Annotated in this window: 17 protein-coding genes; 10 read left to right on the top strand and 7 right to left on the bottom strand. The window is 60.5% G+C overall.

The window, feature by feature from the left end; genetic code table 11:
- Window positions 1-97: 97 nt before the first annotated feature.
- Window positions 98-1,153 carry a tetratricopeptide repeat protein gene (locus tag KGA98_RS13565; protein WP_223502546.1) on the bottom strand — a complete coding sequence of 352 codons (1,056 nt, stop codon included), beginning with the start codon at window positions 1,151-1,153 and terminating at the stop codon, window positions 98-100.
- A 215-nt stretch (window positions 1,154-1,368) separates the two neighbouring features.
- On the opposite strand from KGA98_RS13565, the gene KGA98_RS13560 reads away from it, so the two are divergent.
- From KGA98_RS13560 to KGA98_RS13550, 3 genes are read left to right on the top strand one after another with little or no spacing between them, the layout of a single operon-like run.
- Window positions 1,369-3,504: an FUSC family protein gene (locus tag KGA98_RS13560; RefSeq protein WP_223502545.1), complete on the top strand. Its 2,136-nt coding sequence runs from the start codon at window positions 1,369-1,371 to the stop codon at window positions 3,502-3,504.
- The gene (locus KGA98_RS13555) at window positions 3,494-3,694 is read left to right on the top strand and encodes a DUF1656 domain-containing protein (protein WP_032829912.1); all 201 of its coding nucleotides are present in this window, start codon (window positions 3,494-3,496) and stop codon (window positions 3,692-3,694) included. The genes KGA98_RS13560 and KGA98_RS13555 overlap by 11 nt, the downstream gene beginning before the upstream one ends.
- Before the next feature lie 4 nt (window positions 3,695-3,698).
- Window positions 3,699-4,646 (top strand): HlyD family secretion protein, encoded by a 948-nt coding sequence (locus tag KGA98_RS13550; RefSeq protein WP_223502544.1) that lies wholly within the window; start codon window positions 3,699-3,701, stop codon window positions 4,644-4,646.
- A gap of 214 nt (window positions 4,647-4,860) precedes the next feature.
- Here the strand turns inward: KGA98_RS13550 and KGA98_RS13545 are convergent, their stop codons facing one another.
- The 4 genes from KGA98_RS13545 to KGA98_RS13530 form a co-directional block, all read right to left on the bottom strand.
- A complete protein-coding gene (locus KGA98_RS13545) occupies window positions 4,861-6,282 on the bottom strand; it encodes an efflux transporter outer membrane subunit (RefSeq protein WP_090455289.1) in 1,422 nt (473 codons plus the stop codon).
- Window positions 6,282-9,461 (bottom strand): efflux RND transporter permease subunit, encoded by a 3,180-nt coding sequence (locus KGA98_RS13540; protein WP_150812992.1) that lies wholly within the window; start codon window positions 9,459-9,461, stop codon window positions 6,282-6,284. The genes KGA98_RS13545 and KGA98_RS13540 overlap by 1 nt, the downstream gene beginning before the upstream one ends.
- 12 nt (window positions 9,462-9,473) lie before the next feature.
- Window positions 9,474-10,727: a multidrug efflux RND transporter periplasmic adaptor subunit MexE gene (mexE, locus tag KGA98_RS13535; RefSeq protein WP_223502543.1), complete on the bottom strand. Its 1,254-nt coding sequence runs from the start codon at window positions 10,725-10,727 to the stop codon at window positions 9,474-9,476.
- A gap of 319 nt (window positions 10,728-11,046) precedes the next feature.
- Window positions 11,047-11,964, bottom strand: a complete 918-nt coding sequence (locus KGA98_RS13530; protein ID WP_090455287.1) for a LysR family transcriptional regulator — start codon at window positions 11,962-11,964, stop codon at window positions 11,047-11,049.
- A 270-nt stretch (window positions 11,965-12,234) separates the two neighbouring features.
- Here KGA98_RS13530 and KGA98_RS13525 point away from each other — a divergent pair, with 270 nt between their 5' ends.
- The 4 genes from KGA98_RS13525 (at window position 12,235) to pgm (ending at window position 18,497) form a co-directional block, all read left to right on the top strand.
- On the top strand, window positions 12,235-13,257 hold the full coding sequence (locus KGA98_RS13525; protein WP_090455285.1) for a zinc-dependent alcohol dehydrogenase family protein: 1,023 nt from the start codon (window positions 12,235-12,237) through the stop codon (window positions 13,255-13,257).
- Between the two features lie 548 nt (window positions 13,258-13,805).
- Entirely contained in the window at window positions 13,806-15,296 is a 1,491-nt protein-coding gene (locus KGA98_RS13520) for a hypothetical protein (RefSeq protein WP_223502542.1), read from the top strand.
- 40 nt (window positions 15,297-15,336) lie between these two features.
- Window positions 15,337-16,737, top strand: coding sequence for a PLP-dependent aminotransferase family protein (locus KGA98_RS13515; RefSeq protein WP_223502541.1), 1,401 nt, complete (start codon window positions 15,337-15,339; stop codon window positions 16,735-16,737).
- A gap of 113 nt (window positions 16,738-16,850) precedes the next feature.
- A complete protein-coding gene (pgm, locus tag KGA98_RS13510) occupies window positions 16,851-18,497 on the top strand; it encodes a phosphoglucomutase (alpha-D-glucose-1,6-bisphosphate-dependent) (protein ID WP_223502540.1) in 1,647 nt (548 codons plus the stop codon).
- A gap of 178 nt (window positions 18,498-18,675) precedes the next feature.
- On the opposite strand, the gene KGA98_RS13505 is transcribed toward pgm, so the two are convergent.
- Window positions 18,676-19,371, bottom strand: a complete 696-nt coding sequence (locus KGA98_RS13505) for a pirin family protein (RefSeq protein WP_102670283.1) — start codon at window positions 19,369-19,371, stop codon at window positions 18,676-18,678.
- A 279-nt stretch (window positions 19,372-19,650) separates the two neighbouring features.
- Between KGA98_RS13505 and KGA98_RS13500 the strand changes: the two genes are divergently transcribed.
- Window positions 19,651-22,125, top strand: coding sequence for a UvrD-helicase domain-containing protein (locus KGA98_RS13500; protein ID WP_223502539.1), 2,475 nt, complete (start codon window positions 19,651-19,653; stop codon window positions 22,123-22,125).
- Window positions 22,126-22,306: 181 nt separating this feature from the next.
- Here KGA98_RS13500 and KGA98_RS13495 read toward each other — a convergent pair whose 3' ends face one another.
- Window positions 22,307-22,579: a DUF1652 domain-containing protein gene (locus tag KGA98_RS13495; RefSeq protein ID WP_057716601.1), complete on the bottom strand. Its 273-nt coding sequence runs from the start codon at window positions 22,577-22,579 to the stop codon at window positions 22,307-22,309.
- A gap of 266 nt (window positions 22,580-22,845) precedes the next feature.
- Here KGA98_RS13495 and KGA98_RS13490 point away from each other — a divergent pair, with 266 nt between their 5' ends.
- Together KGA98_RS13490 and KGA98_RS13485 are read left to right on the top strand one after the other, a co-directional pair.
- The gene (locus KGA98_RS13490) at window positions 22,846-23,664 is read left to right on the top strand and encodes a helix-turn-helix transcriptional regulator (protein ID WP_223502538.1); all 819 of its coding nucleotides are present in this window, start codon (window positions 22,846-22,848) and stop codon (window positions 23,662-23,664) included.
- Window positions 23,665-23,714: 50 nt separating this feature from the next.
- Window positions 23,715-25,121 (top strand): NAD(P)/FAD-dependent oxidoreductase, encoded by a 1,407-nt coding sequence (locus KGA98_RS13485; RefSeq protein WP_223502537.1) that lies wholly within the window; start codon window positions 23,715-23,717, stop codon window positions 25,119-25,121.

The raw sequence follows: 25,121 nt of genomic DNA, 5'->3' as shown, positions 1-25,121 counted from the left end.
CAGGTTCAACGAGGCAGCCGCTGCGAAGCGCCACAACGGGCTGCCTGTTCACTTGACCCCTGGCCAGGACGACGGTTCAACGAAATTTCAGTCGGGGTCAAAGCCCTTGTTGCAACGCCGGATCATCGGGGTTCATCTGTTCGAGTTGGGCCAACAGGATCTGCACGTTTTGCAGCTGCCCGCTTTCCTTCCAGTAGTTGATCAGCAGCACCCGGGCCTTGCGATCGTTCGGATGGCGCTGAACGATTTCCTGCAACTGTTTCTGCGCCGCTTCGAGCTCCTGCTCACCGTGCAACGTGGTGGCCAGGTCGTAGCGGTAGTCCCGGTTATTGGGCTCAAGTTCAACGGCCTTGGACAGGCCGAGCAGGGCGAATTCGCTTTGCTCGTGATGCAGCAGCCAGAGCCCCAACGCGTGTTGCAGGTAGGCCGAGTTGGGTTGTGCCTGCAGTTGCCTGGCCAACAGTTGCCGGGCAGCGTCGTTCTGGCCCTGTTTATCCAGTACTTCGATTTGCAGTACCAGCGCCGGCAGGTTGTCCGGCGCCAGGCGCAGGGTGTTGTCCAGCGCCTGTTGCGCTTGCTTGAGCTCGGCGTTGTGCAAGTGCAGTCGGGCCAGCTGGTATTGGTTTTCGGCGCTTTGCGGCGCGCTCTTGAGCACTTGCTCCCAGGCATCGATGGCTTGCTCCAGCGGCCCGAAATACAAACCCAGTTCATCCGGGGACAACCCCAGCAGCGCGTTGATCGCCGCCAGCCGAACGCTTTGTTCGCTGTCATCGAGCAATGGCCCCAGCAGCAGACTGCGCTGGCCATTCGGAACCAGGCCGCTGATGCTTATGATCGCCGCGATACGTACCTCGGGCGACTCGTTCTGCAGGTCGGCATCCGCCAGCTTCAGGGCCACCGAGCTTGGATAGTTGGGCAGCTCGGCATGCAACCCGATACGACGTTTGGGGGACAGGTCCGGACGGGCCAATTGCTGATAGAGCACCCGCGCCGCACCCGGTTGGCCGGCCCTGGCAGCCGCCAGCGCTTCGCTGTAGCCGTGCTGGATGGCTTCGGGAACCACCGGGGTGGTATCGCGCAGGGAAAACCAGACACCGCCGATGACGAGCAGGGCGAAGAGGCTGATAAACAGAAGGCGGCGGGACTTGGGCATGCAGGAATCCGGAAGCTGGCAAGCTTTTGCAAAGGCGCAAGCTTCGGTCAGGCCAGGCTTTGAGTCAAACCTTGACGACGCTCACTGACGATTCAAACCGTTGAACAGCCCTTCAGCCGACAATCCACGGGCCGGCAAGCTGCGTCGACGGCAAAACCTCTCGAGGCACCGCAGCAGTGACTACGCTTGCTGGAGGTGTCTCGACGAGTGTTCCCATGCAAGCGTTGTTGCAATACTTCAAGGCGATTTTCAACCCCGGCCCCGGGGTGTTGCTGTTTGCCTTGCGAACCATCGCGGCCGGGTTGTTGACCCTGTACCTGGCGTTTTTGTTCGATCTGGACCAGCCCAAGTGGTCGATCATGGCCGTGGTCATCATCAGCCAGCCACTGGCTGGCATGGTGCTGGCCCGCAGTTTTGGCCAAGTGATCGGCACCACGCTGGGGGCGGCCGTGGCGGTGTTGATCATGGCGATCTTTCCCCAGGCACCGCTGCCGTTCATCACCACCCTGGCGTTGTGGCTGGCGCTGTGCACCGCCGGTGGCACGCTGTTGCGCTACACCAGTTCCGGGGCATTCGTGCTCAGTGGCTACACCGCCGTGGTCATCGCGTTGCTGGCGATTCCCGATCAGGACGGCACCTTTTTGCTGGCAGTGACCCGCCTCACCGAAACCTTGCTGGCGGTTGCCTGCGTGTGCGTGGTCAGCCTGCTCACCGCCAGGCCGGAAGCCGTGGCCCGTGATTACTTCGCCAAAATCGATCAGATCACCCGGTTGCTGGCCACCCATGCCGGCGCCGTCATCCGCACCGAAGAAAGCGAAGCCGAATTCCAGCAGCGGCAAATGCAGCTGCTGGGCCAGATCAGTGGCCTGGAGGGTGTGCGCAGGCACATGTACTACGATGCGCCCCGGTTACGCAGCGCCAACGGCCTGGTGCAACTGCTGGGCAACCAATTGGTGTTGTTGACCGCGCGGCTGACCGCCTTGCGCCACCAGCGGCTGTTGTTGACCGAGCGCTGGGAGGGCGAGCTGCCTGAAGAGATTCAACGGCTGCTTGCCGAAGAGCTGGCCTTTCTCGATGAACTGGCGCGGGAGGGGCGTTCGCTGTCCAGTGAAAAGCGCCATCATTTCACGTCGCTGCAACAACGCTTTGATGAGCTGGCCTACAGGGCCGAACAATTGACCGAGCCGCTGCCGGCCACCTTGCGTTCGCTGGCCTGGTCGCTGCGCTGGGAGCAGGCGCGCCTGTTGCAGCAGCTTGAGCAGATTCTGGAGCTGAGCGATGCCATCCAGAGCGGGCGACCCGCCAGCAGCGTGTTTCGCGGGCGGGAAAATCCGCTGCATCTGGACTTCACCCTGGCGACGATGAATGCCGTCCGCGCCTTTTGCGCGCTGTTGATCGCCGGCCTGATCTGGATCGAAACCGGCTGGGACGGTGCGCGAGCCGGGATGGTGCTGGTGGGCATCCTTTGCTCGCTGATGTCGACGTTTCCCCGACCGCTACTGGCTGTTCAAAGCTATGCCAGGGGATTCGGGCTGGCTCTGGTGGCCTCGGCGCTCCTTCAGTTCATGTTTGTGCCGATGATCAGCAATTTCGAGATGCTTGCCTTGCTGCTGGCGCCCTTGCTCTACGCCGTAGCGGTGGGGCTGGCCAGTCCACCTACCACAGGTACCGGGATTGGCCTGGGGCTCACGACGTTTTTGTTGCTTGGCCCGTTGAATGTGGGGATTGGTCAAAACACCGCGAGCCAGTGGTTCGAGTTTGCCGGGGCCTATACCTGTGCAACCGTGCTGGCTTTGAGTGTCTATGCGCTGATCTTTCCGTTCAGACCGGATTTTCGCATGCGCCGGCTCTACAAAGAGAGCTGCGAGCAGGTGTACGCCTTGCTGAAAACCTCGGCGAGCGATGAACAGCAGTTTGCGTTCGAGAGCCGTATGGTTGATCGCCTGACCATGATGTTGGGGCTGCTGCCGGCGACCCGGGAGCCACAATCGCGCGAGCTGTTTCAAGTCAGCCTGGCCTGCATGGCATTGGGTATCGCCTTGAATCAGCTGCGGCAGCAAGGGCAGAACAACGCACTGCTGAGTCCGGATCTGCAACGTCGCCTGTTTTCGACAGTCCGGGAAACGGGCAGGCTGGTTGCCGGTCGGCCCGGGGTCGAAGGGGTGCAGGTGCTTGATAGCCTCCACACCTTGGGCGACGACCTGGATGCCCTGCACACCGATGTTCACCAGCACCTGTGGTCGGTGTTCCGCATGCGTGTGGCGCTGCTGATCGTGGTGTCGTTCGTGGAACGCTATCGCGACCACTTTCAACCCTCAGGCCTTGAAGGAGAACCTGTCCTTGCCCATTGATCTGGAAGTGGGTGGTGCCTATCTGCCCCCGATTGCCCAGGCGCTGCTGCTGGGCTTGCCGATTTTCCTGTTGCTGGACTGGACATTGCGGCGCCTTGGCGTGCTGCAGTTTGTCTGGCACGAGGCGTTGTTCGAAGGCGCGTTGTACGCCTGCGTCTGCGCCACGTTGATTCTGGTCATGGGAGCCTGAAGCCTTGAAGAACATCCTTTCCCGACTCACGACGGTGGCGGTGGTATTGCTGGCCTTCATTCTGGGCTGGTTCGCCTGGGAGCATTACACCCGCGCACCCTGGACCCGGGATGCCCGGGTGCGTGCCGATGTGGTGACCTTGTCCGCCGACGTTTCGGGGCGAATCGTCAGCCTGGCCGTGCAGGACAACCAACATGTGAGCAAGGGCCAGGCGCTGCTGGAGATCGATCCGGCGCGTTACACCCTGGCGGTGGAGCATGCCAGACGCGCGGTGGAGGTGGCGAAAGCCTCGCTCGGGCAGGCCCAGGCGGCGATTATCTCTAGCGAAGCATTGCTCAAACAACGTCAGAGCGAGGAGCAGCGCCGGCGCACGCTCAAGGATCGTTCAGCGATTTCCGGCGAAGAGTGGGAGAAAGCCAGCACCGACGTGTCGGTGGCCCAGGCCGACTTGATGCGTAATCAGGCCAGTCTGGTGTTGGCCCAGGCCAACGTGCAACTGGCCATCGCGGCATTGACCCAGTCCGAGCTCGACTTGCAGCGTACCCATGTCGTCTCCCCGGTGACCGGCTATGTCACCAATCTGCTGACCCGGGAGGGTGATTACGCCTCGGCAGGTGGCCCATTGCTGGCGCTGGTGGACAGCGAGTCGTTCTATGTCAGCGGTTACTTCGAAGAAACCAAGTTGCCGCGGATCGGGGAGGGTGACCGGGTCAAGATCGAGTTGATGAGTGGCGAAACGTTCGGCGGCAAAGTGCAGAGTATTGCCTTCGCCATTGCCGACCGGGAAAACCTGCCGGGCGGCCGTCTGCTGGCCAGCATCAACCCCAGCTACACCTGGATCAAACTGGCGCAACGGGTGCCGGTGCGGATCGAGATCGATGCCGACTATGCCGGTAAAGACAAATTGCGCGCCGGGACCACCGCGACGGTGACCGTCCAGGAACACCCCTGATCCCTGTAGGAGCGAGCCCGCTCGCGAGGGTGGTCAACAATGACGCGGGCAGCCTGAATTAGCGCGGTGTTCTTTGGTTTTTCGCGAGCAAGCTCGCTCCTACAAGGGGGATGCATTGCTTTGAAAGGCAAAAAAAAGCCCCGCGACCGAATGAGACGCAGGGCAAGGAAATTGGTTGGTTGCGGCCAACCAAAGGAGCGCTTTAAAAACCGTATTACTTGCTCGCGACCGTCTCCGGCTGCCAGCCACCACCGAGGGCCTTGTAGATCGCGACGATGCCGCGATACAGGTCAACCTCGGCCTGGGCCTGGGTGTCTTCGGCCGCCAGACGTTCACGCTGCGCATCAAGCAGCACGAGGAAATCGGACGTGCCTTCGCGGTAGCGGATTTGCGCCAGGTCGGCAGCCGAGCGGCTGGACTCGCTCTGGCGAATCAGCGAGATCAGGCGCTGTTGGCGTTTGCCATAGTCGCTGAAAGCGTTTTCCGATTCTTCCAGGGCCAGCAACACTTGCTGCTCGTAGGTCGCCAGGGCGCCTTCGGCATCGGCGTCGGCGCCACGTATGCGGGCTTTTACGCTACCCAGGTCAAACGCGGCCCAGGTGATGCTCGGGCCCAGCGCCCAGGCGTTGGCCGCCGAAGAACCGATCTGCGAACCACGCCCGGCAGTCCAGCCGAGGAAGCCGCTGAGGCTGACCCGCGGGAACAGATCCGCCTTGGCCACGCCGATACGCGCGGTGGCCGAAGCCAGTTGGCGTTCGGCACTGCGAATGTCCGGACGGCGTTGCAGCAGTTCACCCGGATCGCCGATCGGCAGGGCCTTGGCAATCGCCGGCAGGTCTTTCGGGCTCAGGTCCACGGTCAGCTTGTCCGGCCGCTCACCGAGCAAGGTGGCGATGCGGTTTTTCTGCCGAACCTGTTCGGCCTGCAGCTGCGGCACGCTAGCCTCAACCGACGCCAGTCGCGCATCGGCGCGCTCCACATCGAGCTGGTCGCCGACGCCGGCATCACGCAGGCTGATGGTGATCTTGCGCGACTCCTGCTGGTTCTCCAGGTTGGCCAGGGCAATTTTCTCCCGCAACTGCGCGCCGCGCAGCTGCCCGTAGGAGTCCACCAGTTCGGCAATCATGGTGACTTGCAGTTGGTACAGATCGGCCTCGAATGCCTGTTGCTCGGCGTTGGCCGACTCCAGGTTGCGCTGGATGCGACCGAACAAGTCGATTTCCCAGGCCATGTCCAGGCCCAGATCATAGCGTTCGCTGTTGACCCGGTCGGTGGTCTGGCCCGGAATCTGGCCTTTGCCCAGGTCACTGCTGACGCGGCTGGTGATGGTCGGCATGGCGTCGTTGCTGACGTCATCGCGGATCGCCCGCGCCGCTTTCCAGCGGGCGAAGGCGACGCGCAGATCACGGTTGCCTTGCAGGGATTGCGTCACCAGCTGGTTGAGGGTCGGGTCTTCGAACTGCTGCCACCAGATGCCTTCGAAACGCGAACGGTCAAAGTTCTTCTGGCCGGCGGCGCCATCGGTGGCGGCCGTGATGTTGGCCGCCTCGGTGGTTGGCGTCTTGTAGTCCGGGCCCACGGCACAGGCACTCAGGGCCAGTACCAGCAGGCTCGGCAGGAAGGCTTTCAAACTCATCAGTGCGACTCCAGCTTCAGGGTGGCCTTGGCAGCTTTGCGTGCCTGGCCGCGCTCGACAAAGTTACGGATCAGTACGTAGAACACCGGCGTCAGCAACAGACCGAAGAAGGTCACCCCAAGCATCCCGGAGAACACCGCGACACCCATGGCGTGGCGCATTTCGGCACCGGCGCCGCTGGAGAACACCAGGGGCACCACACCCATGATGAACGCGAAGGAGGTCATCAGGATCGGCCGCAGACGCAGACGGCAGGCTTCCAGGACCGCAGCCAGCGGGCTCAAGCCTTCCTCCTGTTTATCCTTGGCGAACTCGACGATCAGGATCGCGTTCTTGCAGGCAAGCCCCACCAATACGATCAAACCGATCTGGGTAAAGATGTTGTTGTCACCGCCGGAGGCGATCACACCGGTGATGGCCGACAGCAGGGTCATCGGTACGATCAGGATCACCGCCAGTGGCAGGCTCCAGCTTTCGTATTGAGCCGCCAGTACCAGGAACGCCAGCAGCACACAGAGCGGGAACACGAACAGTGCGGTGTTACCGGACAGGATCTGCTGGTAGGTCAGGTCGGTCCATTCGTAGGTCATGCCGTTGGGCAGTTCTTCCTTGAGCAGTTTCTCGATGGCTTTTTCGGCCTGGCCGGAGCTGTAGCCGGGGGCTGCCGCACCGTTGATTTCAGCGGTGATGAAGCCGTTGTAGTGCATCACGCGGTCCGGGCCAGAGGTGTCGCTGACCTTGATGAAGGTCGCCAGCGGGATCATCTCGCCCTTGTTGTTACGCACTTTCAGCTGGCCGATCTGGTCGGATTCGAGGCGGAACTGTTGTTCGGCCTGAACGTTGACCTGGTAGGTGCGACCAAAGCGGTTGAAGTCGTTGGCATACAGCGAACCCAGATAGATCTGCAGGGTGTCGAAGATGTCGCTGACGGCCACGCCGTGGGTCTTGGCTTTTTCCCGGTCGATGGCGGCATCGACCTGGGGCACGTTCACGGTGTAGCTGGTGAACAGGCCGGCCAGTTCCGGCACGTTGTGGCTCTTGTTGATGATGTTCATGGTTTCCTTGTACAGCTCTTCGTAGCCCAGGTTGCCCCGGTCTTCGATCTGCAGGCGGAAACCACCGATGGTGCCCAGGCCTTGTACCGGCGGCGGCGGGAAGATCGCCATGTAGGCTTCCTGGATATTCGCGTACTGGCCGTTCAAGGCACCGGCAATCGCACCGGCGGACATGCTCGGGTCTTTACGTTCGTCGAACGGTTTGAGGGTCACGAACACGATGCCGGCGTTCGGACTGTTGGTGAAACCGTTGATCGACAGGCCCGGGAAGGCCACGGCGCTTTCCACGCCGGGCTGTTTCAGCGCCAGCTCGGACATGCGCTTGATCACGTCTTCGGTACGGTCCAGGCTCGAGGCATCCGGCAGTTGCGCGAAGGCCACCAGGTATTGCTTGTCCTGGCCCGGGACGAAACCGGTCGGAGTGCTGGAGAAACCGAAGAAGGTCAGGACCATCAGGCCGGCGTACAGCAGCAGGGCGATACCGCTTGAGCGGATCACGCGGGCAACGGTGCCGACATAACCATGGCTGGCCTTTTCAAAGAAGCGGTTGAACGGACGGAACAACCAGCCACCGAAAATCTTGTCCAGCACCTTGGAGAATCGGTCCTTCGGCGCGTCATGGCCCTTGAGCAATACCGCGGCCAGCGCTGGCGACAGGGTCAGGGAGTTGAAGGCCGAGATCACCGTGGAAATCGCGATGGTCAGGGCGAACTGTTTGTAGAACTGGCCGGTCAGGCCGGAAATGAACGCCGCCGGAACGAATACCGCACACAGCACCAGCGCCGTGGCGATGATCGGGCCGGTTACCTCGCCCATGGCTTTTTTGGTCGCTTCAACCGGGGTCAATCCGAGTTCGATGTTCCGCTCGACGTTCTCCACCACCACGATGGCGTCGTCCACCACGATACCGATCGCCAATACCAGGCCGAACAGCGACAAGGCGTTGAGCGAGAAGCCAAACAGATGCATCACGGCAAAGGTACCGATCAGCGATACCGGCACAGCGACCAGCGGAATGATCGAGGCACGCCAGGTTTGCAGGAACAGGATCACCACGAGTACCACGAGGATCAGTGCTTCGAAGAGGGTGTGAACCACCGCCTCGATGGAGCCGCGCACGAAGATCGTCGGGTCATAGACGATGCTGAAGTCCATGCCTTCGGGGAAGCTCTTCTTCAGTTCGGCCATTTTCGACCGCACTTCGTTGGAGATTTCGATGGCGTTGGAACCCGGACGCTGGAAGATCGGGATCGCCACCGCCGGCTGGTTGTTCAGCAACGAACGCAGGGCGTACTGGCTGGAGCCCAGTTCGACGCGAGCGATGTCTTTGAGGCGAGTGATTTCACCGTTGTCGCCAGAGCGAATGATGATGTTCTCGAACTCTTCCTCGGAAACCAGACGGCCCTGGGTGTTGACCGACAACTGGAAGGCCGTGGCATTCGGTGCAGGAGGCGCACCCAAGGCACCGGCCGCCACTTGACGGTTCTGCTCACGAATCGCCGTGACCACATCGGTGGCGGTCAGGTTGCGCGAAGCGGTCTTGTTCGGGTCGAGCCAGACACGCAGGGAGTAATCGCCCATGCCAAACAACTGCACATCGCCGACACCACCCAGACGCGCCAGCTCATCCTTGATGTTGAGCAAGGCGTAGTTGGACAGGTAGAGCATGTCGTAGCGTTTGTCCGGCGAGGTCAAGTGCACAACCATGGTCAGGTCGGGCGAAGCCTTGTCCACGGTGATACCGATGCGCGTCACTTCCTCGGGAAGTTTTGGCTCGGTCCGCGTCACACGGTTCTGCACCTGCACCTGTGCGTTGTCCAGGTCAGTGCCCAGCGCAAAGGTGATGGTCAGGGTGATCTTGCCGTCAGCGGTGGACTGCGAGGACATGTACAGCATGTTCTCGACACCGGTGATGGCTTGCTCCAGTGGAGCGGCCACGGTTTCACCGATGACTTTTGGGTTGGCACCCGGGAAGTTGGCACGAACCACAACGGTCGGCGGTACCACTTCCGGGTATTCGCTGATCGGCAGCTGGAACAGCGAGATGGCGCCGGCGATCAGGATCAGCAGCGAAAGCACCGCTGCAAAGATCGGCCGTGAAATGAAGAATTGGGAAAAATTCATCGTAAAAATCCCTTAACCGCGTGGGGTCGTGGCAGCCAGTTTCACAGCCGTACCCGGCGCAACCCTGGCAGGCGCGACTTGGGGCAGGTTGCTGGCTTCCAGCGCTTGGCGTTGTTGTGCGAGTGCCGCGAGGGTTTGTTCGCTGGCCATCGGAATCACTTCAGGGCTGACCGGTGAGCCAGGGCGCACCCGTTGCAGGCCCTTGACGATGATGGTGTCGTCCTTGTTCAGGCCATTGCGCACAATGCGCAGACCTTCGATCTTCGGACCCAGCTCCACCGCGCGGTAGGCGGTCTTGTTGTCGGCATCCATCACCAGCACGAACTTCTTGCCCAGGTCGGTGCCGACCGCTTCGTCATTGATCAGCATGGCGCTGTAAGTGCCGCTGCCCACCAGTTTCAGGCGTGCATACAGGCCCGGGGTGTAGCTGCCATCGCTGTTGTCGAACACGGCGCGCCCACGAATGGTGCCGGTCTTCGGGTTGACCTGGTTGTCGACGAAGTTCATCACGCCCTGGTGCGGGTTGCCGTCCTCGTTGGACAGGCCCATGTAGACCGGGGTGGTGGCGCCGCGCTTGCCCTGGCGAGCGAGCTCGGTGTACTTGAGGAACACACGCTCGTCCGCGTCGAAGTAGGCGTACACCTTGTCAGTAGAGACCACGCTGGTCAGCGGGGTGGTGTCGGCAGTCACCAGGTTGCCGGCGGTGATTTCCGCACGGCTGACGCGGCCGCTGATTGGAGCAGTCACACGAGTAAAGCTCAGGTTCAGCCTGGCCAGATCCAGCTGCGCTTGCAGGGCGCCGACCGCGGCGCGGGCTTCCTGGGCGGCGCTGGTCCGCGAGTCGGCCAGTTCGGCGGAAATCGCGTTGCTGGTGCGCAGGCGCTCACCGCGCTGGGCTTCGTTTTCGCTGCGGGTGGCATTGGCGCGCGATTGTGCAACCAGTGCTTCGAGGCGGCGGACCTCAGCCTGGAACGGACGCGGGTCGATCTGGAACAGCAGGTCGCCTTTCTTGACCAGGGCGCCTTCCGTGAACGCCACTTCATCGATCTGGCCGGAGACCCGTGGACGAATCTCGACGGTTTCCGGCGCTTCGAGACGGCCGGTGAACTCGTCCCATTCGTTGACCGGCTGTTCCAGCACCTTGGCCACGCTGACCTTGGCCGCTGGCATGCTGGCGGCGGTTTCCGGGGCCTTGCCGCAAGCGCTGATCACCACTACGGCCAACAAGGCCAACGGGAAGCGCAAATGTTTGAGTGACTGTTCCATGGATGCATCCGCCAATGTGTTGAGATTGGCGAATGATGCGCGGCGGGTTTGTATCTCACGAATCGAATGGGGCGAAGGTAACTATCATCCGGAATGATATAAGACCCAAGCCAGCCCTCTAGCCTGCGCCTTGTGTTCGGTCGTCATCAACTGGATTGATGACAATTGTGTGTTGCATTGGATGCAATAGTCGGATCTGGAACCGTGTCGCGGCCATCGCGAGCAAGCTCGCTCCCACATTGGATCTTCGTCGTTCCCAAATCCCTGTGGGAGCGAGCCTGCTCGCGATAGGGCCAGAAGCCCTCATGCAAAATCAGGATCAGGCCAGACTGTCCGGATCCCCAAAAAACATCTGAATCCGCGACCGCAACCAGCGCTCCCCCGGATCATTATCCTGGGACCCGCGCCACGCCATGTGCAACTCGAAGCTGCGCACCGGCAACGGCGGATCTTCGGCCCGCACGCCGCCAGCGGCAGTCAGTGCATCGGCTGTGTAGTCCGGCACCGTCGCCACGATGTCGGTTCCGGCGAGCAGGGTGCTCAACCCGTTGAACTGGGGAACGGCGAGCACCACATGCCGTTTGCGCCCGAGCTTTTCCAGCTCTTCATCGATGAAGCCGCTGAGGTCGCCAGCGAACGACACCAGTGCATGGGGGCGAGCGCAGTAATCATCCAGGCTCAACGGCCCCGGCACGGTGTCGGCGCGCAACAGCTTCGGTTGGCTGCGGCGCAGTACCTTGCGTTTGGCGTTGGCCGGCAGGTCGGTGGTGTAACTGACACCGATGGATATCTCACCGGATGCCAGCAACCCCGGCATCAGGATGTAGTTGACCCGACGTACCACCAGCACAATCCCCGGCGATTCGGCACGCAGGCGCTTGAGCAGCATTGGCAGCAAGGCGAACTCGACGTCGTCCGAAAGGCCGATGCGGAACACGGCGGTACTTGTGGCAGGATCGAACTCGGCCGCACGGCTGACGGCGGTGGAAATCGAATCCAGTGCCGGGGAGAGCAGGGCGAAGATCTCGACCGCCCTGGCGGACGGCTCCATGCTGCGGCCGGTACGCACAAACAAAGGATCATCGAACAGGCCGCGCAGGCGCGAGAGCGCCGCACTGATGGCTGGCTGGCCGAGGAACAGTTTCTCCGCAGCACGGGTCACGCTGCGTTCGTGCATCAATGTTTCGAAAACGATCAACAGGTTCAGGTCGACACGACGCAGGTCATTACGATTCATCTGGAGTCCTGGCAGAGTCAGCAAGCTTGACGTGGGCGGCCATATGAGAACAATGGCCAGCAGGAATATTACGGGGAAAGACTGGTACTCTGCACCGGGTAATTCAGTTTTTCCTACATAGGCTGCTTCGGTTTCTTACGACATTTGACGATGTTGCCGCCGCTGCGGAATCAATGACAGGCATGTCGACTATTAATAGCCACAGATAGTGTTGGGTTGAAAGCCCGGCTAGAGTTCATGGCATTAGAGGTTTATTTGGCGAGGTTTGCGATGTCCCGCACGATACGTTTTCACAAGTTTGGTCCAGCCGAGGTGCTCAAATGCGAAGAGCATGCGACGGCTCTGCCTGCACCGGGCGAAGTGCAGGTGCGCGTCGAGGCGATCGGCATCAGTTGGTATGACACTCTCTGGCGTCAGAACCTGGCCCCGTCCCATGCCCGACTGCCTTCAGGCCTTGGCCAGGAGATGGCCGGTATCGTCACCGCTGTCGGTGATGGCGTCGATGACCTGGAGGTCGGTGACAAGGTCGCCAGCTTTCCGGCCCAAAGCCCGAACGACTATCCGGTCTACGGCGAGCAGATCGTTCTGCCGCGCTCGGCAGTCACCCGTTATCCGGATGTGCTTACCCCGATTGAAGCGAGCGTGCACTACACGCCGTTGTTGATCGCCTATTTCGCTTATGCCGATCTGGCACGGGTCAAGCCCGGGCAATTTGTGCTGGTGACTGACGCGAGTCATTGCGCCGGACCTTCGTTCGTACAACTGGGCAAGGCCTTGGGTGTTCGAGTGATCGCCGCGACCAAGACCGAGGAGGAACGTGAATACCTGCTGTCGCTGGGTGCCGAGAAAGTGATCGTCACCGAGGAAGAAGATCTGCTGATGCGGATCAACAAAATCACCGATAACCGTGGCGTAGATGTGGTGTTCGATGGTTTGGGCGGTCCGCAGATGTCGTTGCTGGGCGATGTGCTGGCGCCTCGCGGCAGCCTGGTGCTGTACGGCCTGCAAGGTGGCAACCAGACACCTTTCCCGGCCTGCGCAGCGTTCCAGAAGAACATTCAGTTCTTCGTGCACTGCATCGGCAACTTCACGGGCAAGCCGGAACTGGGCATCACCCAGGACCAGGCCGCACTGCAACGTGCCTTGCGCGATATCAATCAGCTGACCGCCGACCGCGTTCTGCTGCCGCTCAAGACTCGGGTCTTCCCGTTTGCCGAGTTTGTCGAAGCACACCGCTACATGGACGAATGCCCGTGTCGCGAACGGGTCGCGCTGCAGGTCGAGCCGGCGTAGCACTTACAGTCCTCCCAAGAGTCCGTGCCCACACGGACTCTTTCGTTTGAGCCCCCCGAAAGCCGTCGATCAGCAGGCCGGTCCAGCAACTGAACTGGTTTTTGCCCGTAATCTGTAGCTTCTAATCAGCCACTAAGCCCTGATAATTGAATGATTACTTTCATCTCAAGGAATGAGTCATGGCCGGGTGTCAGGCTGAAACTTTTCAATGTGCGCCATCGGTGCAAATCTCCAAATTAGTTGGCCGTTGGCTAGTTGCCAAAAAGACAGCTGCAACTTCCTTCCTTGTTTCTTGTATTAAGTGTCTGTGGGACTTTGTCGGATATTTCCTAGGACTCCGATTTCAAATCAGCAAACCCTTGCCAGTAGGGCGTTCCAGCCCCACCTTTGTCGTTAAGTCGAGGGGGTGCTGCGATCGTTTCAAATGATTTCAAGAAAATTCAAGTGTTAGCATTTGGCAATAAAGTCCATGACTCCATTCGCGCCGACAGTCCAACGGGATTTGCTGTCTGCACGATATTGAACTTACGAGTATCAGGTAAATAAAGATGACCAGCATCCATGACCAAGCGATGAACTATGTCTATCAACAAGTGCTGCAGCGATTGCTGGGTTTTTTCTCCCGTGCCGAACGCACTGCATTGCAATTGTTGATTCAGCGCCTGGCAGTAGCGGCCGGGGGCATGGAGCACATTGGCGATTACAAGGTGTTGGCGATCCAGTCCGGGGCCCGTGACAACTGCTACACCCTGGCTTTGTTGCGTGCTGCACAGCTGACCATTGCCACGCGGACGCCGACGACATTCCAGTTGCGCATCGCCTCGTTACGGTTGAACGGTACAAGCGGCGCGGCCGTGGAAAACATGCACAGGACCAACAGCGCATTGTTTGTCTATGACGATCCCCGGGTCGAGGTACTGATGGTCGATGATCGGGAAGTCTTGCCGTTCAACCACCTGACGCCGATCTCCGACGCCGGCCGCGAGTCCAGCCGCCTGAACCTGCTGCTGATCGGCCATCGCCGGGAGTGGCGCGGCGGGTTCGACCTTTGGGATGACGGTTATCTGGCCACGGGAGAGTTCTACGGACAAATCGCTCGCTGGGACGGCGGTGTCGACGCCTTGCTCATCAGTGACACGCCGCGTCAGCAAACGCAGTTCATCGACGGCTTGAGGCGCGCCGCCACCAAGGCAGGGCTCAAGCCTTCGCCTGCGGGCGAGCCGGGTTATGCGGGGTTGTTTGCATTGCTCGATGAACTGGGCAGCGACTGTTATCACGGGTTCTACGCCGATTACGGCCAGGCCCGGTGGCGTCCGCAAGAGCGCTTCGAAACCTGCCGTCGTACGGCCTGCATCGACATTCACGACCTGCTGGTCAGCAACCTGGAAGAGCGCTGGCCATTGTTGACGGAATTTCTCGGCTTCCAGCCTGACGAACTGTCCGCGCAGATCAGCGACAACGAATTCGTCAGCCCGTCGATCACGGCGCACGTCCGAGGGTTGCATGCGTGCTTTGTACAGAATCGCAATTACGAATCCGGTGTTGCGCAATACCTGCAACGTGCCTTGGTGATGATGCGCCGCAAGCACTTGCCCGAGCGATTGTGCGAGCAGGCCATCGAGGTCTTCGGCAATCCGGCGACACTGGTCGAACTGCGCGCCCGAGCGGCGGCCGAGGCACAAAAGAATCTGGGCCTGAGCGAAGCACAACTGGTGTGCCTGCTGTTTGCGCCCTTTACCGAAAAAGGTGCGGGGCTCGAGCGTTTTCTGCGTCAGTGCCATCCGGGCATGCTGGTGGCCATGCCCGAGTTGCACAAGGCCATGCAGGGGCATCCGGTCGCCGAGCAGATCATGCAATGGATGATTGATGTCAGCGGATTGCCCGTCAGCCTGATTGGCCAGCTTTACCGCATGGAGCGGACGCCCGCAGACGCTGGCGAGGCGGCTGAAGCAGTCATCCCAAGGGCCGTGTCGCAAGATGCGCTGGGCGATCCTGATGCTGACAGCACGTTGGTGGATGAATGGTCAGCGGGTCACTGAACGTGGGCGGATTTTCAGTCAATGCAAATGGCCTTCGCCGATGAAAGGTCCACGAGAAACGGATTTCGCCTATCAAGCGGTTTATCGATACCTGGTCAGCCTGATCAACGAGTCTGAAGGGGATTCGCGCATCCGCCTGCCTTCGCTGCGGCACCTGGCTGAGCGTCTGAATGTGTCGATCTCGACCATTCAGTACGCCTATTCGCTGCTGGAGAAAGAAGGGCGGGTCTATTCGGTGGCCAAGTCCGGTTACTACGCATTGCCAGTGTCCGCAATCAACCTGCAGGACAGCGGCAGCGACTTGCTGGAAGCGGTCTACGTCAATGCCAGGCGCCCGGGGATGCTGGTCATGAGCGCCGATGAACCGGCGTTATTGCAGCCACTGGACAGCCCGTTGTTGCTGCTGGAGCGGGAGTTGCTGCGCCAGTATCCCCGCCAGCCGCAGTCGCCTTCGCAACCCTGCGGCGAACTCGAACTGCGTGCCGCCCTGGCAGCACGCTACACCACGTCTCCCATGCGTTACTGGCACGCCGATGATGTCTACATCGGCGCCGACCTGCGCGGTGTACTGGAAATCCTGATCGCCGTGCTGGGCTTGAAAGACGCCACGGTGGTGGTCGAATCGCCGTGCGACTGGACGATCCTGCGTTTGTTTCAAGCCGCCTGCGTGCGGGTGATCGAGTTGCCCGTGCAAGCCGATGCCTGTCTGGATCCGGAACGTCTTGAAATGCTGCTCGATACCGAACCGGTAAGGCTGGTGATGCTGTCATCGGCCCTGAACATGCCCCGTGGCAGCCTGGCGCCTGACCACAACAGACAGGCCATTGCCCGGCTGTTGGCCGCGCATGACAGTTGGGTGCTGGAAAACGACTGTTATGGCGAACTCGGATTCGACCTGGGCACCCTGCGTTTTCGAGACTTGCTGGACCCTGAACGGCTGATGGTGTTTTCCACGTTCGAGAAAATCATCGGACCTGAAGCGCCTTACGGTTTTCTGCTTTCAAGGCATTTGAGCGCGCAGTTGCAACGGCACTTTCTGCTGCGGTCCTTCCGACTCTCGCCGATACGCCAGAAAGCCATTGCCCGTTTGTATAGCAGCGGTCGCATTGACCAACACCTGCTGGTGCTGCGGCGGCTGCTCAATGACCGCAAGAATCAAATGACCCTGTTGTTGCAGGAGCGATTGGGTGATGCCTTGCATTTCGTCGAGCCGCACGGTGGTGCAACGATCTGGATGCGCTCGTTGCGTCGGGTCAATGTCCGTCGTGTGTTCCAGCGTCTTCTGGCGCATCAGGTGGTCATCGCGCCGGGCGAGTTGTTCAGCCTCCACGGTCTGCACGGACAACATCTGCGCCTGAGCCATACCTTCGGTGGCGATCACAATCTGGCGGCCGCGCTGGGATTGCTGGGGGATGCGCTGCGCCTGGAATCAATCGAGTGAGTGAGACAAAAAATAACAACTTCCACTGTGCTGGATCGATCCCATCGCCTTGCGGTCAAACTGCCAGTAAACTGCGACCCAATTCCTGAACCACTCTATTCCAGAGGTTTTGCATGACACTCAGTCCTTTTGCGGGTAAACCGGCACCGGCACAATTGTTGGTCGACATCCCGCGACTGGTAACGGCCTATTACACCGGTCAGCCTGATGCCGCGATTTCGACCCAGCGCGTTGCCTTCGGCACGTCGGGGCACCGCGGCAGCTCGTTCGACTTGAGTTTCAATGAATGGCACGTTCTGGCGATCAGCCAGGCGATCTGCCTGTACCGCGAAGCTCAAGGCATCGATGGCCCGCTGTTTGTCGGTATCGACACCCACGCGCTGTCCACGCCGGCCGGCGCCAGTGCCCTCGAGGTACTGGCAGCCAACGGCGTGACCGTGATGATCGCCGAAGGTGACGAGTACACGCCGACACCGGCCATTTCCCATGCGATTCTCTGCTACAACCGTGGACGCACCACTGGCCTGGCGGACGGCATTGTCATCACGCCGTCCCACAACCCGCCGCAAAGCGGTGGCTACAAGTACAACCCAACCAACGGTGGCCCGGCCGATACCCACATCACCAAGTGGATCGAAGCCAAGGCCAACGAACTGCTGGCCAACAAGCTCGCCGGCGTCAAGCGCATCAGCTACGAGCAGGCACTGAAGGTCAGCACTACCCATCGTCACGATTACCTCAACACCTATGTCGCCGACCTGATCAACGTGATCGACTTCGACGTCATCCGCGATGCCAAGCTGCGCCTGGGTGTCGATCCACTGGGTGGAGCAGGGGTGCGCTACTGGTCGGCGATTGCCGAGCATTACCGCCTGGACCTGGACGTGGTGAACAAAGAGGTCGACCCGACCTTCCGCTTCATGACCGTCGACTGGGACGGCCAGATCCGCATGGACCCATCGTCCAGCCACGCCATGCAAGGCCTGATCGGCCTGAAAGAGCGCTTCGACGTGGCGTTTGCCTGCGATCCGGACCACGACCGCCATGGCATCGTCACGCCGTCCGGTGGCTTGCTGGCACCGAACAACTACCTCGCCGTTGCCATCGACTACCTGTTCCGGAATCGTCCGCAATGGCGCGCCGATGCCGCCGTGGGTAAAACCGTGGTCAGCAGCGGCTTGATCGATCGCGTGGCCAAGCGCCTGGATCGTCGCCTGTACGAAGTGCCGGTGGGTTTCAAATGGTTTGCCGACGGCCTGTTCGATGGCTCCCTGGGTTTCGGCGGCGAAGAAAGCGCCGGTGCCTCGTTCCTGCGCAAGGACGGCGGGGTCTGGAGCACCGACAAGGACGGTTTGATTCCGGCCCTGCTGGCCGCCGAGATGACGGCCCGGACTGGTCGCGACCCGAGTCAGGCGTATCGCGCCTTGACCGATGAACTGGGTGAGCCGTTCTCGGTACGGGTCGACGCCAAGGCCAATCCGGAGCAGAAAGCGCTGCTGAGCAAGCTGTCGCCGCAACAGGTCACCTCGACTCAACTGGCCGGCGAGCCGATCCAGAGCATCCTCAGCCACGCACCGGGCAATGACCAGGCCATTGGCGGTCTCAAGGTCATGACCGAGAACGGCTGGTTTGCGGCGCGTCCTTCGGGCACGGAAGACATCTACAAGATCTACGCCGAAAGCTTTGTCAGCGACGACCACCTCAAGCAACTGGTGGCCGAGGCGCAAACGCTGGTGGATGGTGCCATTTCCGCGAAATAAACCCACGACCCTGTGGGAGCGAGCTTGCTCGCGATGGCGGCAGGTCAGTCGACATACTTGTTGAATGTCAGACCGCTATCGCGAGCAAGCTCGCTCCCACAGGAGGTCGTTGCAGCCACAAAAAAAGGGGCGACCAATCACGGTCGCCCCTTTTTTGTGCCGCCCGGTAATTACCTAATCAAGCCAGGTCCACCAGAACAATCTCGCTGTCCTCGATGGCCGTCACCCGCAGCACCTGCTCATCGGCAACGGCTACACCGTCTCGAGCTTGTGCACGCAAGCCATTGACCTCAATGACCCCCGTGGCCGGTACCAGGTAGGCGCGACGCCCGTTGTCCAGGTGATACTCGGCGGATTCGCCGGCCTTGAGGTTCGCGGCCACCAGCCGGGCATCGGCGCGGATGCGCAGGCTCTGATCGTCACCTTCCTTGCCGCTGGCCAGGGTGACAAAACCTTCGCGGTTACCTTTCGGGAACGGCTTGGCGCCCCAGGACGGCGCCAGGCCGGACTCGTTCGGGATGATCCAGATCTGGAAAATCCTGGTCGGCGTCGCTTCCAGGTTGTACTCGCTGTGGGCAATCCCGGTGCCGGCGCTCATGACCTGGACGTCACCCGCTTCGGTACGACCCTTGTTGCCAAGGTTGTCCTGGTGGGTAATGGCGCCTTCGCGGACATAGGTGATGATTTCCATGTCGCGGTGCGGGTGTTGCGGGAAACCGGTGCCGGGCGCGATCACGTCATCATTCCAGACCCGCAGGTTGCCCCAGTTCATACGCTTGGGATCGTAGTATTCGGCGAACGAAAAATGATGGTGGGCATCCAACCAGCCGTGGTGAGCACCGCCGAGCGAGTTGAAAGGTCTGAGTTCAAGCATGATCGTCTCCAGAAAAGGTTCGTCATGGGGCCAGGTGCCTGAGCCACGAAGCGAGACCGGTGAGTGATGACGGCCATCATCCAACAGGCAACAATCGATAAAAAGCGTAAAAAATGCAGCATTCCTATCGAATGGATTGATATGAAATAACCTCGAAAGTTTCTCATCCAACCTTCACTTCATCGCATAAGCCAATGAGTCATAAGCAATTCACTAGAACTCAACGGCAAATGCAGACACCATAGCGCTCAACAGCCTCACACCCTGGAGTCAGTCCGCGTGCCGCAACACACCCCCGATCTCCCGCCTGAACTTCGCCCACTGGCCGAGATGCCGCTGATCAAGCGATTGCTCGCCCGATTCTTCGGTTACAGCCTGACCCGCCTGCACGCACAGCATCGGGCGTCGTGGTTGCATGGCCAGGCCGACGGTTTTCGCAGCGGTCACAGTGCCGGGGTCGATTACGGCTACAGGGAAGGCAAGCTCGAAGGTCTGGAGGAGGGTCGACAGGTCCTGCTGATCCGCGACTCGCGCAGCACTGAACACCGACCGCCGAATGTCGACGACCTGTTGTTCGACGACTGGCGCCTGCCGTTGAGCGCCGAGCTGAAGAAGCGCATGAAGGCCGATGTCGCCCGCTTGTTGCCGGCCCATGCTCAACCCAGCGCCGCACAGTGGAAAATGATCTTCAGCGACACCCCGTCCACTTCGGTGATCGCGGGTGCCGGTGCAGGCAAATCGACCACGCTGGTGCTGCGTATCCTGCTGCTGACCCATTACCTGGGCTTCGAGCTGAGTTCGATGACGGTGGTGACTTTCACCCGCGAGTCACGCAAGGACTTCATCAACAAGCTGATCGAACTGTTTGCGCTCTGGGGCCGCGGGATCAGTTTCAAGGAGGCGCGGGACCTGGTGCGCACCTTTCACTCGCGGATCCTGCCGATGGTGCGCAGCCTTCCGGGTTTCGAACGTTTACAGGCTTTCGAGAACCTCAGCCTGCGGGCTGCACAGGGGGACGAGGAGGTCGACAGCAATCCGTTCGATCTGCGCATCAACGACGCCCAACGCCAACAGCTCAACGCCTGCTATCACCGTCTGCACCGTGACGATGAGCGTTTTCGCGAGTTGATCAAGCCATTGTCCCGGCATGCGCTGCAACTCAAGGAGCTGGAGCGCGATCACCCGGATGTGCAAAAACGCATGGGCGTTACAGAGCTTGCGGCCAAACGCGATGAGGAGCTGTGCGACGCCATCGAGGACCTGTGGTTTCGCGCCGGTGCCTGGCCCATCAAGGGCATCGAACCGAATCGCCAGTCGTTCGATATCAACGGTTCGACATTCCATTGTCACGGCTACATCCCGTCGCTGGATGCCTGGGTGGTGCTGGGGTTCGATCCTCGGGAGAACCCGCAGGTCACGCGACCAAACGCCAAGCTGTCGGTGCGCGCGGAGTGGGCAGTAAAGCGCACCCTGTTTCAAGCTTTCTGTCGTAAGCCATTGATATGGCTAGATAGTTATGAATCATCAAAGCGTGTTTTGGCCTCGCTCGCCGGCGATGCCAGTGCCGGGCCGGGCTTCGATTACAAGGTCAAGGGCGAGCTCGCTTCAGCGCCACTGCTCGATTGTTTTGTCGCCGCCGCCGGGTTCATCGAAAACCTCGGGCTGGACGTGCCGGGCGCCGTGGCCCGGATGAGTTTCGCCAAGGACGATCCCGACCGGTTCTTCTTCGAAGCCTTGAGTCTGTACTGGCGGGCGCTGGAAGATCATTTGCTGGATCAGAAGCCGCCGATCATGACCTACAACCGAATGTTCGCCCTGTTCAGCGAACATTCGCCGGAGAACCTCAAACTGCTCGGCGATGAGCTGCTGCGGCCGTTGTCACACCTGATGATCGACGAATTCCAGGATGTCTCGCCGCAGATCGTCTCCTGGATCAGGGCCAGCCTGGCAGAGATCCGCAGTCGCGGGCCGGCCATGCACGTCGGGCGCGCAGCCCAGCGTTCCTCGTTGCTCTGTGTGGGCGATGACTGGCAGTCCATCTATGGTTGGCGCGGCAGTTCGCCGACCTACTTCATGGAGTTCAACAAGGAGTTCCCGTCGCCGAGCACCACCAAGGTCATGCTCAGCGACAACTACCGCAGCCACCAGCACATCATCGATGCCGCCGAGCACATCGTGCGCGCAGCACCGGCGATTGCCGGGAAGAAAGCCAAGGCCAGCGGTGAACCCAAGGCATTGCTGCCGGTGAACGTCCTTGATCGTGATGACCAGGGCATGGCCCAACGCCTGATGGAGCATTACAGAAAGGGCGATTCGATCTTGATGCTTTATCGAAAAGGCAGCGATAAGTCATTGATAGAAGAGCATATTCAATCGGTACTTAATGTTGATTCCAGCTTGCCGTATGAGGCTCGCAGGCTCAAGCAGTTGACGTATCACAGCGCCAAGGGCCTCCAGGCCGACGCGGTGTTTTTGCTGGGCGACTGCCAGCACCTCACCAGCTCGCCCTACAAGAATCAGGTGTACCGGATGGCGGGCCTGGGCAAGGCCGGTGACAGCGAACCCTACGACAACGCCCAGAAGGACGAGATCCTGCGGCTGGCCTACGTGGGTATTACCCGCGCTGTCAGCCATTGCTACTGGTACGTCGACGCACAAGACACCCAGGCCGCGAACATGCCCAAGGCCTCCGACCGGATCGGCAGGGGCAAAGCGTTTTTTGTCGACCATCGTAAAAGCCAAATCACCGCCTGACCTTGTAGGAGCGAGCCCGCTCGCGATGGTCGTTAACGATAACGCGTATTTACTGGCTAAACGCGGCGCTCTTGAGTCCATCGCGAGCAAGCTCGCTCCTACAGGTACAGGTACAGGTACAGGTACAGGGAAGCGTTCAACAAAAAGCCCACATAAAGTGGGCCTTTTAACAACTGAGCCTTCAGGCGTAACTCTTGAAGGCCTCCGGTGGGATGAAGGCTTCAAGCTCGTCCTCCACCGCTTCGATTATTCGTTCTACATCCGCAGCATTCATGACGGTGGCGCACGGAATACCGGCAATGGCGATCATGGTCTCGCCAGTGGCACGATCAAAAAGACGGGCAATCATACTGCCCGGCGCGTCCATGCTCGCCTCGAAACCCATGGGATGAAAATGCCAGCGCATCAGCTGGCAGGCGTTTGGAAACGTAACCTTACTGAACCCTTTATTCATGTGTTGCCCGCCTTCATTATCGAGCGCGTCCGTTAGCTCATGGTAGGAGGGAAGAACCTTCATTGGTTCAACCAGTGACAGTTTTTAAAAGTAGCATCCGGATGTGAAAACAATGTGGAGTTTTCAGGTCGTTTGGCGATTGCCGGCACTTTTTTTGATTCAGGTCACGCTTATCGGCCATTTGCGGGCACAAGCCATCATCGGTTTAGTCGTTGAAGACAAAACGGAAGTTGGGCAAGCTCGGTCTTTTCCCGTCGAGATGTTCAATGCACGCCGATGATCATGATGGCCCGCTGCAAACCCAGGCCACGGGCGAGACGGTCATGCGCTATCACTTGCGCTGGAAGCACCGGGATCTGGACGGCGTCATGGCGCTTTATCACCCTGAAGTCCAGTACAACGACTTTTTCCAGAACCGGGTCATGGGCCTGGCCGAATTGCGCGAATATGTGCGCAGCAGCATGCCCCGGGATCCGGATGAAGCGCTGGAGCACTCCGACCGCATTCGACTGGACGGCAACACTGCGTTCATTCAGTACCGCATCACCTTGCGCGGTGGTGAAGGGTTGGTGTCGTTCCGCGCCAGCGAAGCGATCACCGTCAAGGACGGGCTGATCTGGCGGGTCAATGAATATGCTTCATTGGTGCATGAACAACCCGGCAGCAAAACGTCCGGCAATCAGCGCCCGGCGGTCAGCCGGCTCGGCCTGTCGCCTCGCCAGTTGAGCTTCATGGCCGATGACCTGCAGCAGTATTTCCAGCGCCAACAGCCTTATCTGGACCCGGAGCTCGATCTGCAACGAGTGGCGAAGGAGTGTGGCTACAGCCGCAACCAGATTTCCTACCTGTTGAATCAGGTGCTGGGCCAGAGCTTCTACCGCTACGTCAACCAGGCGCGCCTGCAACATTTGCTTGCGGCGCTGGATACCGCCATGCCGCCAGTGCGCATCGACGAACTGGCCTTCGCCGCCGGATTCAATTCGCTGTCGGCGTTCTACAGCTGTTTCCGCCAGCACACCGGCCAGTCCCCCAAGGCCTACGTCAAACAAATTTCTTTGCGTGCACGCGCGCAAGACAACGCCTGAGCCCACGCACTAGGATCGACGCCATCGAAGTTTGAGTGGCGGAGTCTTGCATGCCGGCGTGGCGCACTATCAGTTTGTGGATGGACCAGCTCGACGAGCCGCTATTGGCGCGTCCGGCGCTGGAGCGGGACCTGGATGTCGACGTGGCGATCATCGGCGCGGGTTATACCGGACTCTGGACCGCGTACTACCTCAAGCGGCACAAACCTGACCTGAACATCGCCATCGTCGAAGCGCAAACCGCCGGTTTCGGCGCGTCGGGGCGCAATGGTGGCTGGCTGATGGGGAATTTGCTGGGAGAAGACCGCCTGCTGGCCAAACTGTCGGCCGAAGCGCGCCGCGCCTCCTACGATTTGTTGCACAGCATTCCGGATGAAGTGGAAATTGTCCTCGAACGTGAGGGAATCGACTGCGATTACCGTAAAGGCGGGGTGCTGTATTGCGCCGCACGCTATCCGGAGCAGGAGGCCAGCCTGCGTCACTACCTGGACGATCTCCACCGCCAGGGCCTAAACGACAGCCACTATCGCTGGCTTACCCCGGAACAACTGGCGCAACAGATCCGCGTCGCCAAGCCCTACGGCGGTATCTACGCGCCGCACGTGGCGACCATTCACCCGGCCAGACTGGTACGGGGGCTGGCCCGGGCGGTGGAGCGCCTGGGCGTCAGAATCTACGAAAACAGCCCGGTCACCCATTGGCAGCCCGGCAGCCTACGCACGGCCAAAGCTTCGGTGCGCAGTCGCTGGGTGGTGCCGGCGGTAGAAGGCTACTCCGTGACGCTGCCGCCATTGGGGCGTTATCAGTTGCCGGTGCAGAGCCTGATCGTCGCGACCGAGCCCTTGTCGGCGGCCATCTGGGACGAAATCGGCCTGAGTCACGGCCAGGCATTCAGCGAGGCCAGTCGCCAGGTCACCTACGGTCAACGCACCGCTGACAACCGATTGATCTTTGGCGCCCGTGGCGGGTACCAGTTCGCTGGCAAGCTGCGCCACGACTTCGACCTGAGCGCTGACGAAATACACCTGCGGCGTTATCTGTTCGGCGAACTGTTCCCGCAGTTGAAGAACGTGCAGATCACCCATTCCTGGGGCGGCAACCTGGGCATGTCCCGGCATTTCCAGCCACACATGCTTTGCGACCGGACCAACGGCATTGCCCTGTCGGGCGGTTACGGCGGGGAGGGCGTTGGCGCCAGCAACCTGGGAGGCCGCACGCTGGCCGACCTGATCCTGGGGCGCGATACCGATCTGGTACGCCAACCGTGGGTCATCCCCCAACGCGGCCTCGACGCACTGCGGGCCTGGGAGCCGGAGCCGATCCGCTGGCTCGGCTACAACGCGATCATCCGCAGCTTTGTCCACGAGGACCAGACCCTGGCCAACCCGGCCACAGCGCCCTGGCGGCGCAGGCTGGCCAGCGGGGTGGCCGGTTTCATGGAAGGTTTCATGCACTAA

The sequence above is a fragment of the Pseudomonas sp. BF-R-24 genome (assembly GCF_019947335.1).
Taxonomy (GTDB): domain Bacteria; phylum Pseudomonadota; class Gammaproteobacteria; order Pseudomonadales; family Pseudomonadaceae; genus Aquipseudomonas; species Aquipseudomonas jessenii.
This window is presented reverse-complemented; position numbering and strand designations above follow the sequence as displayed.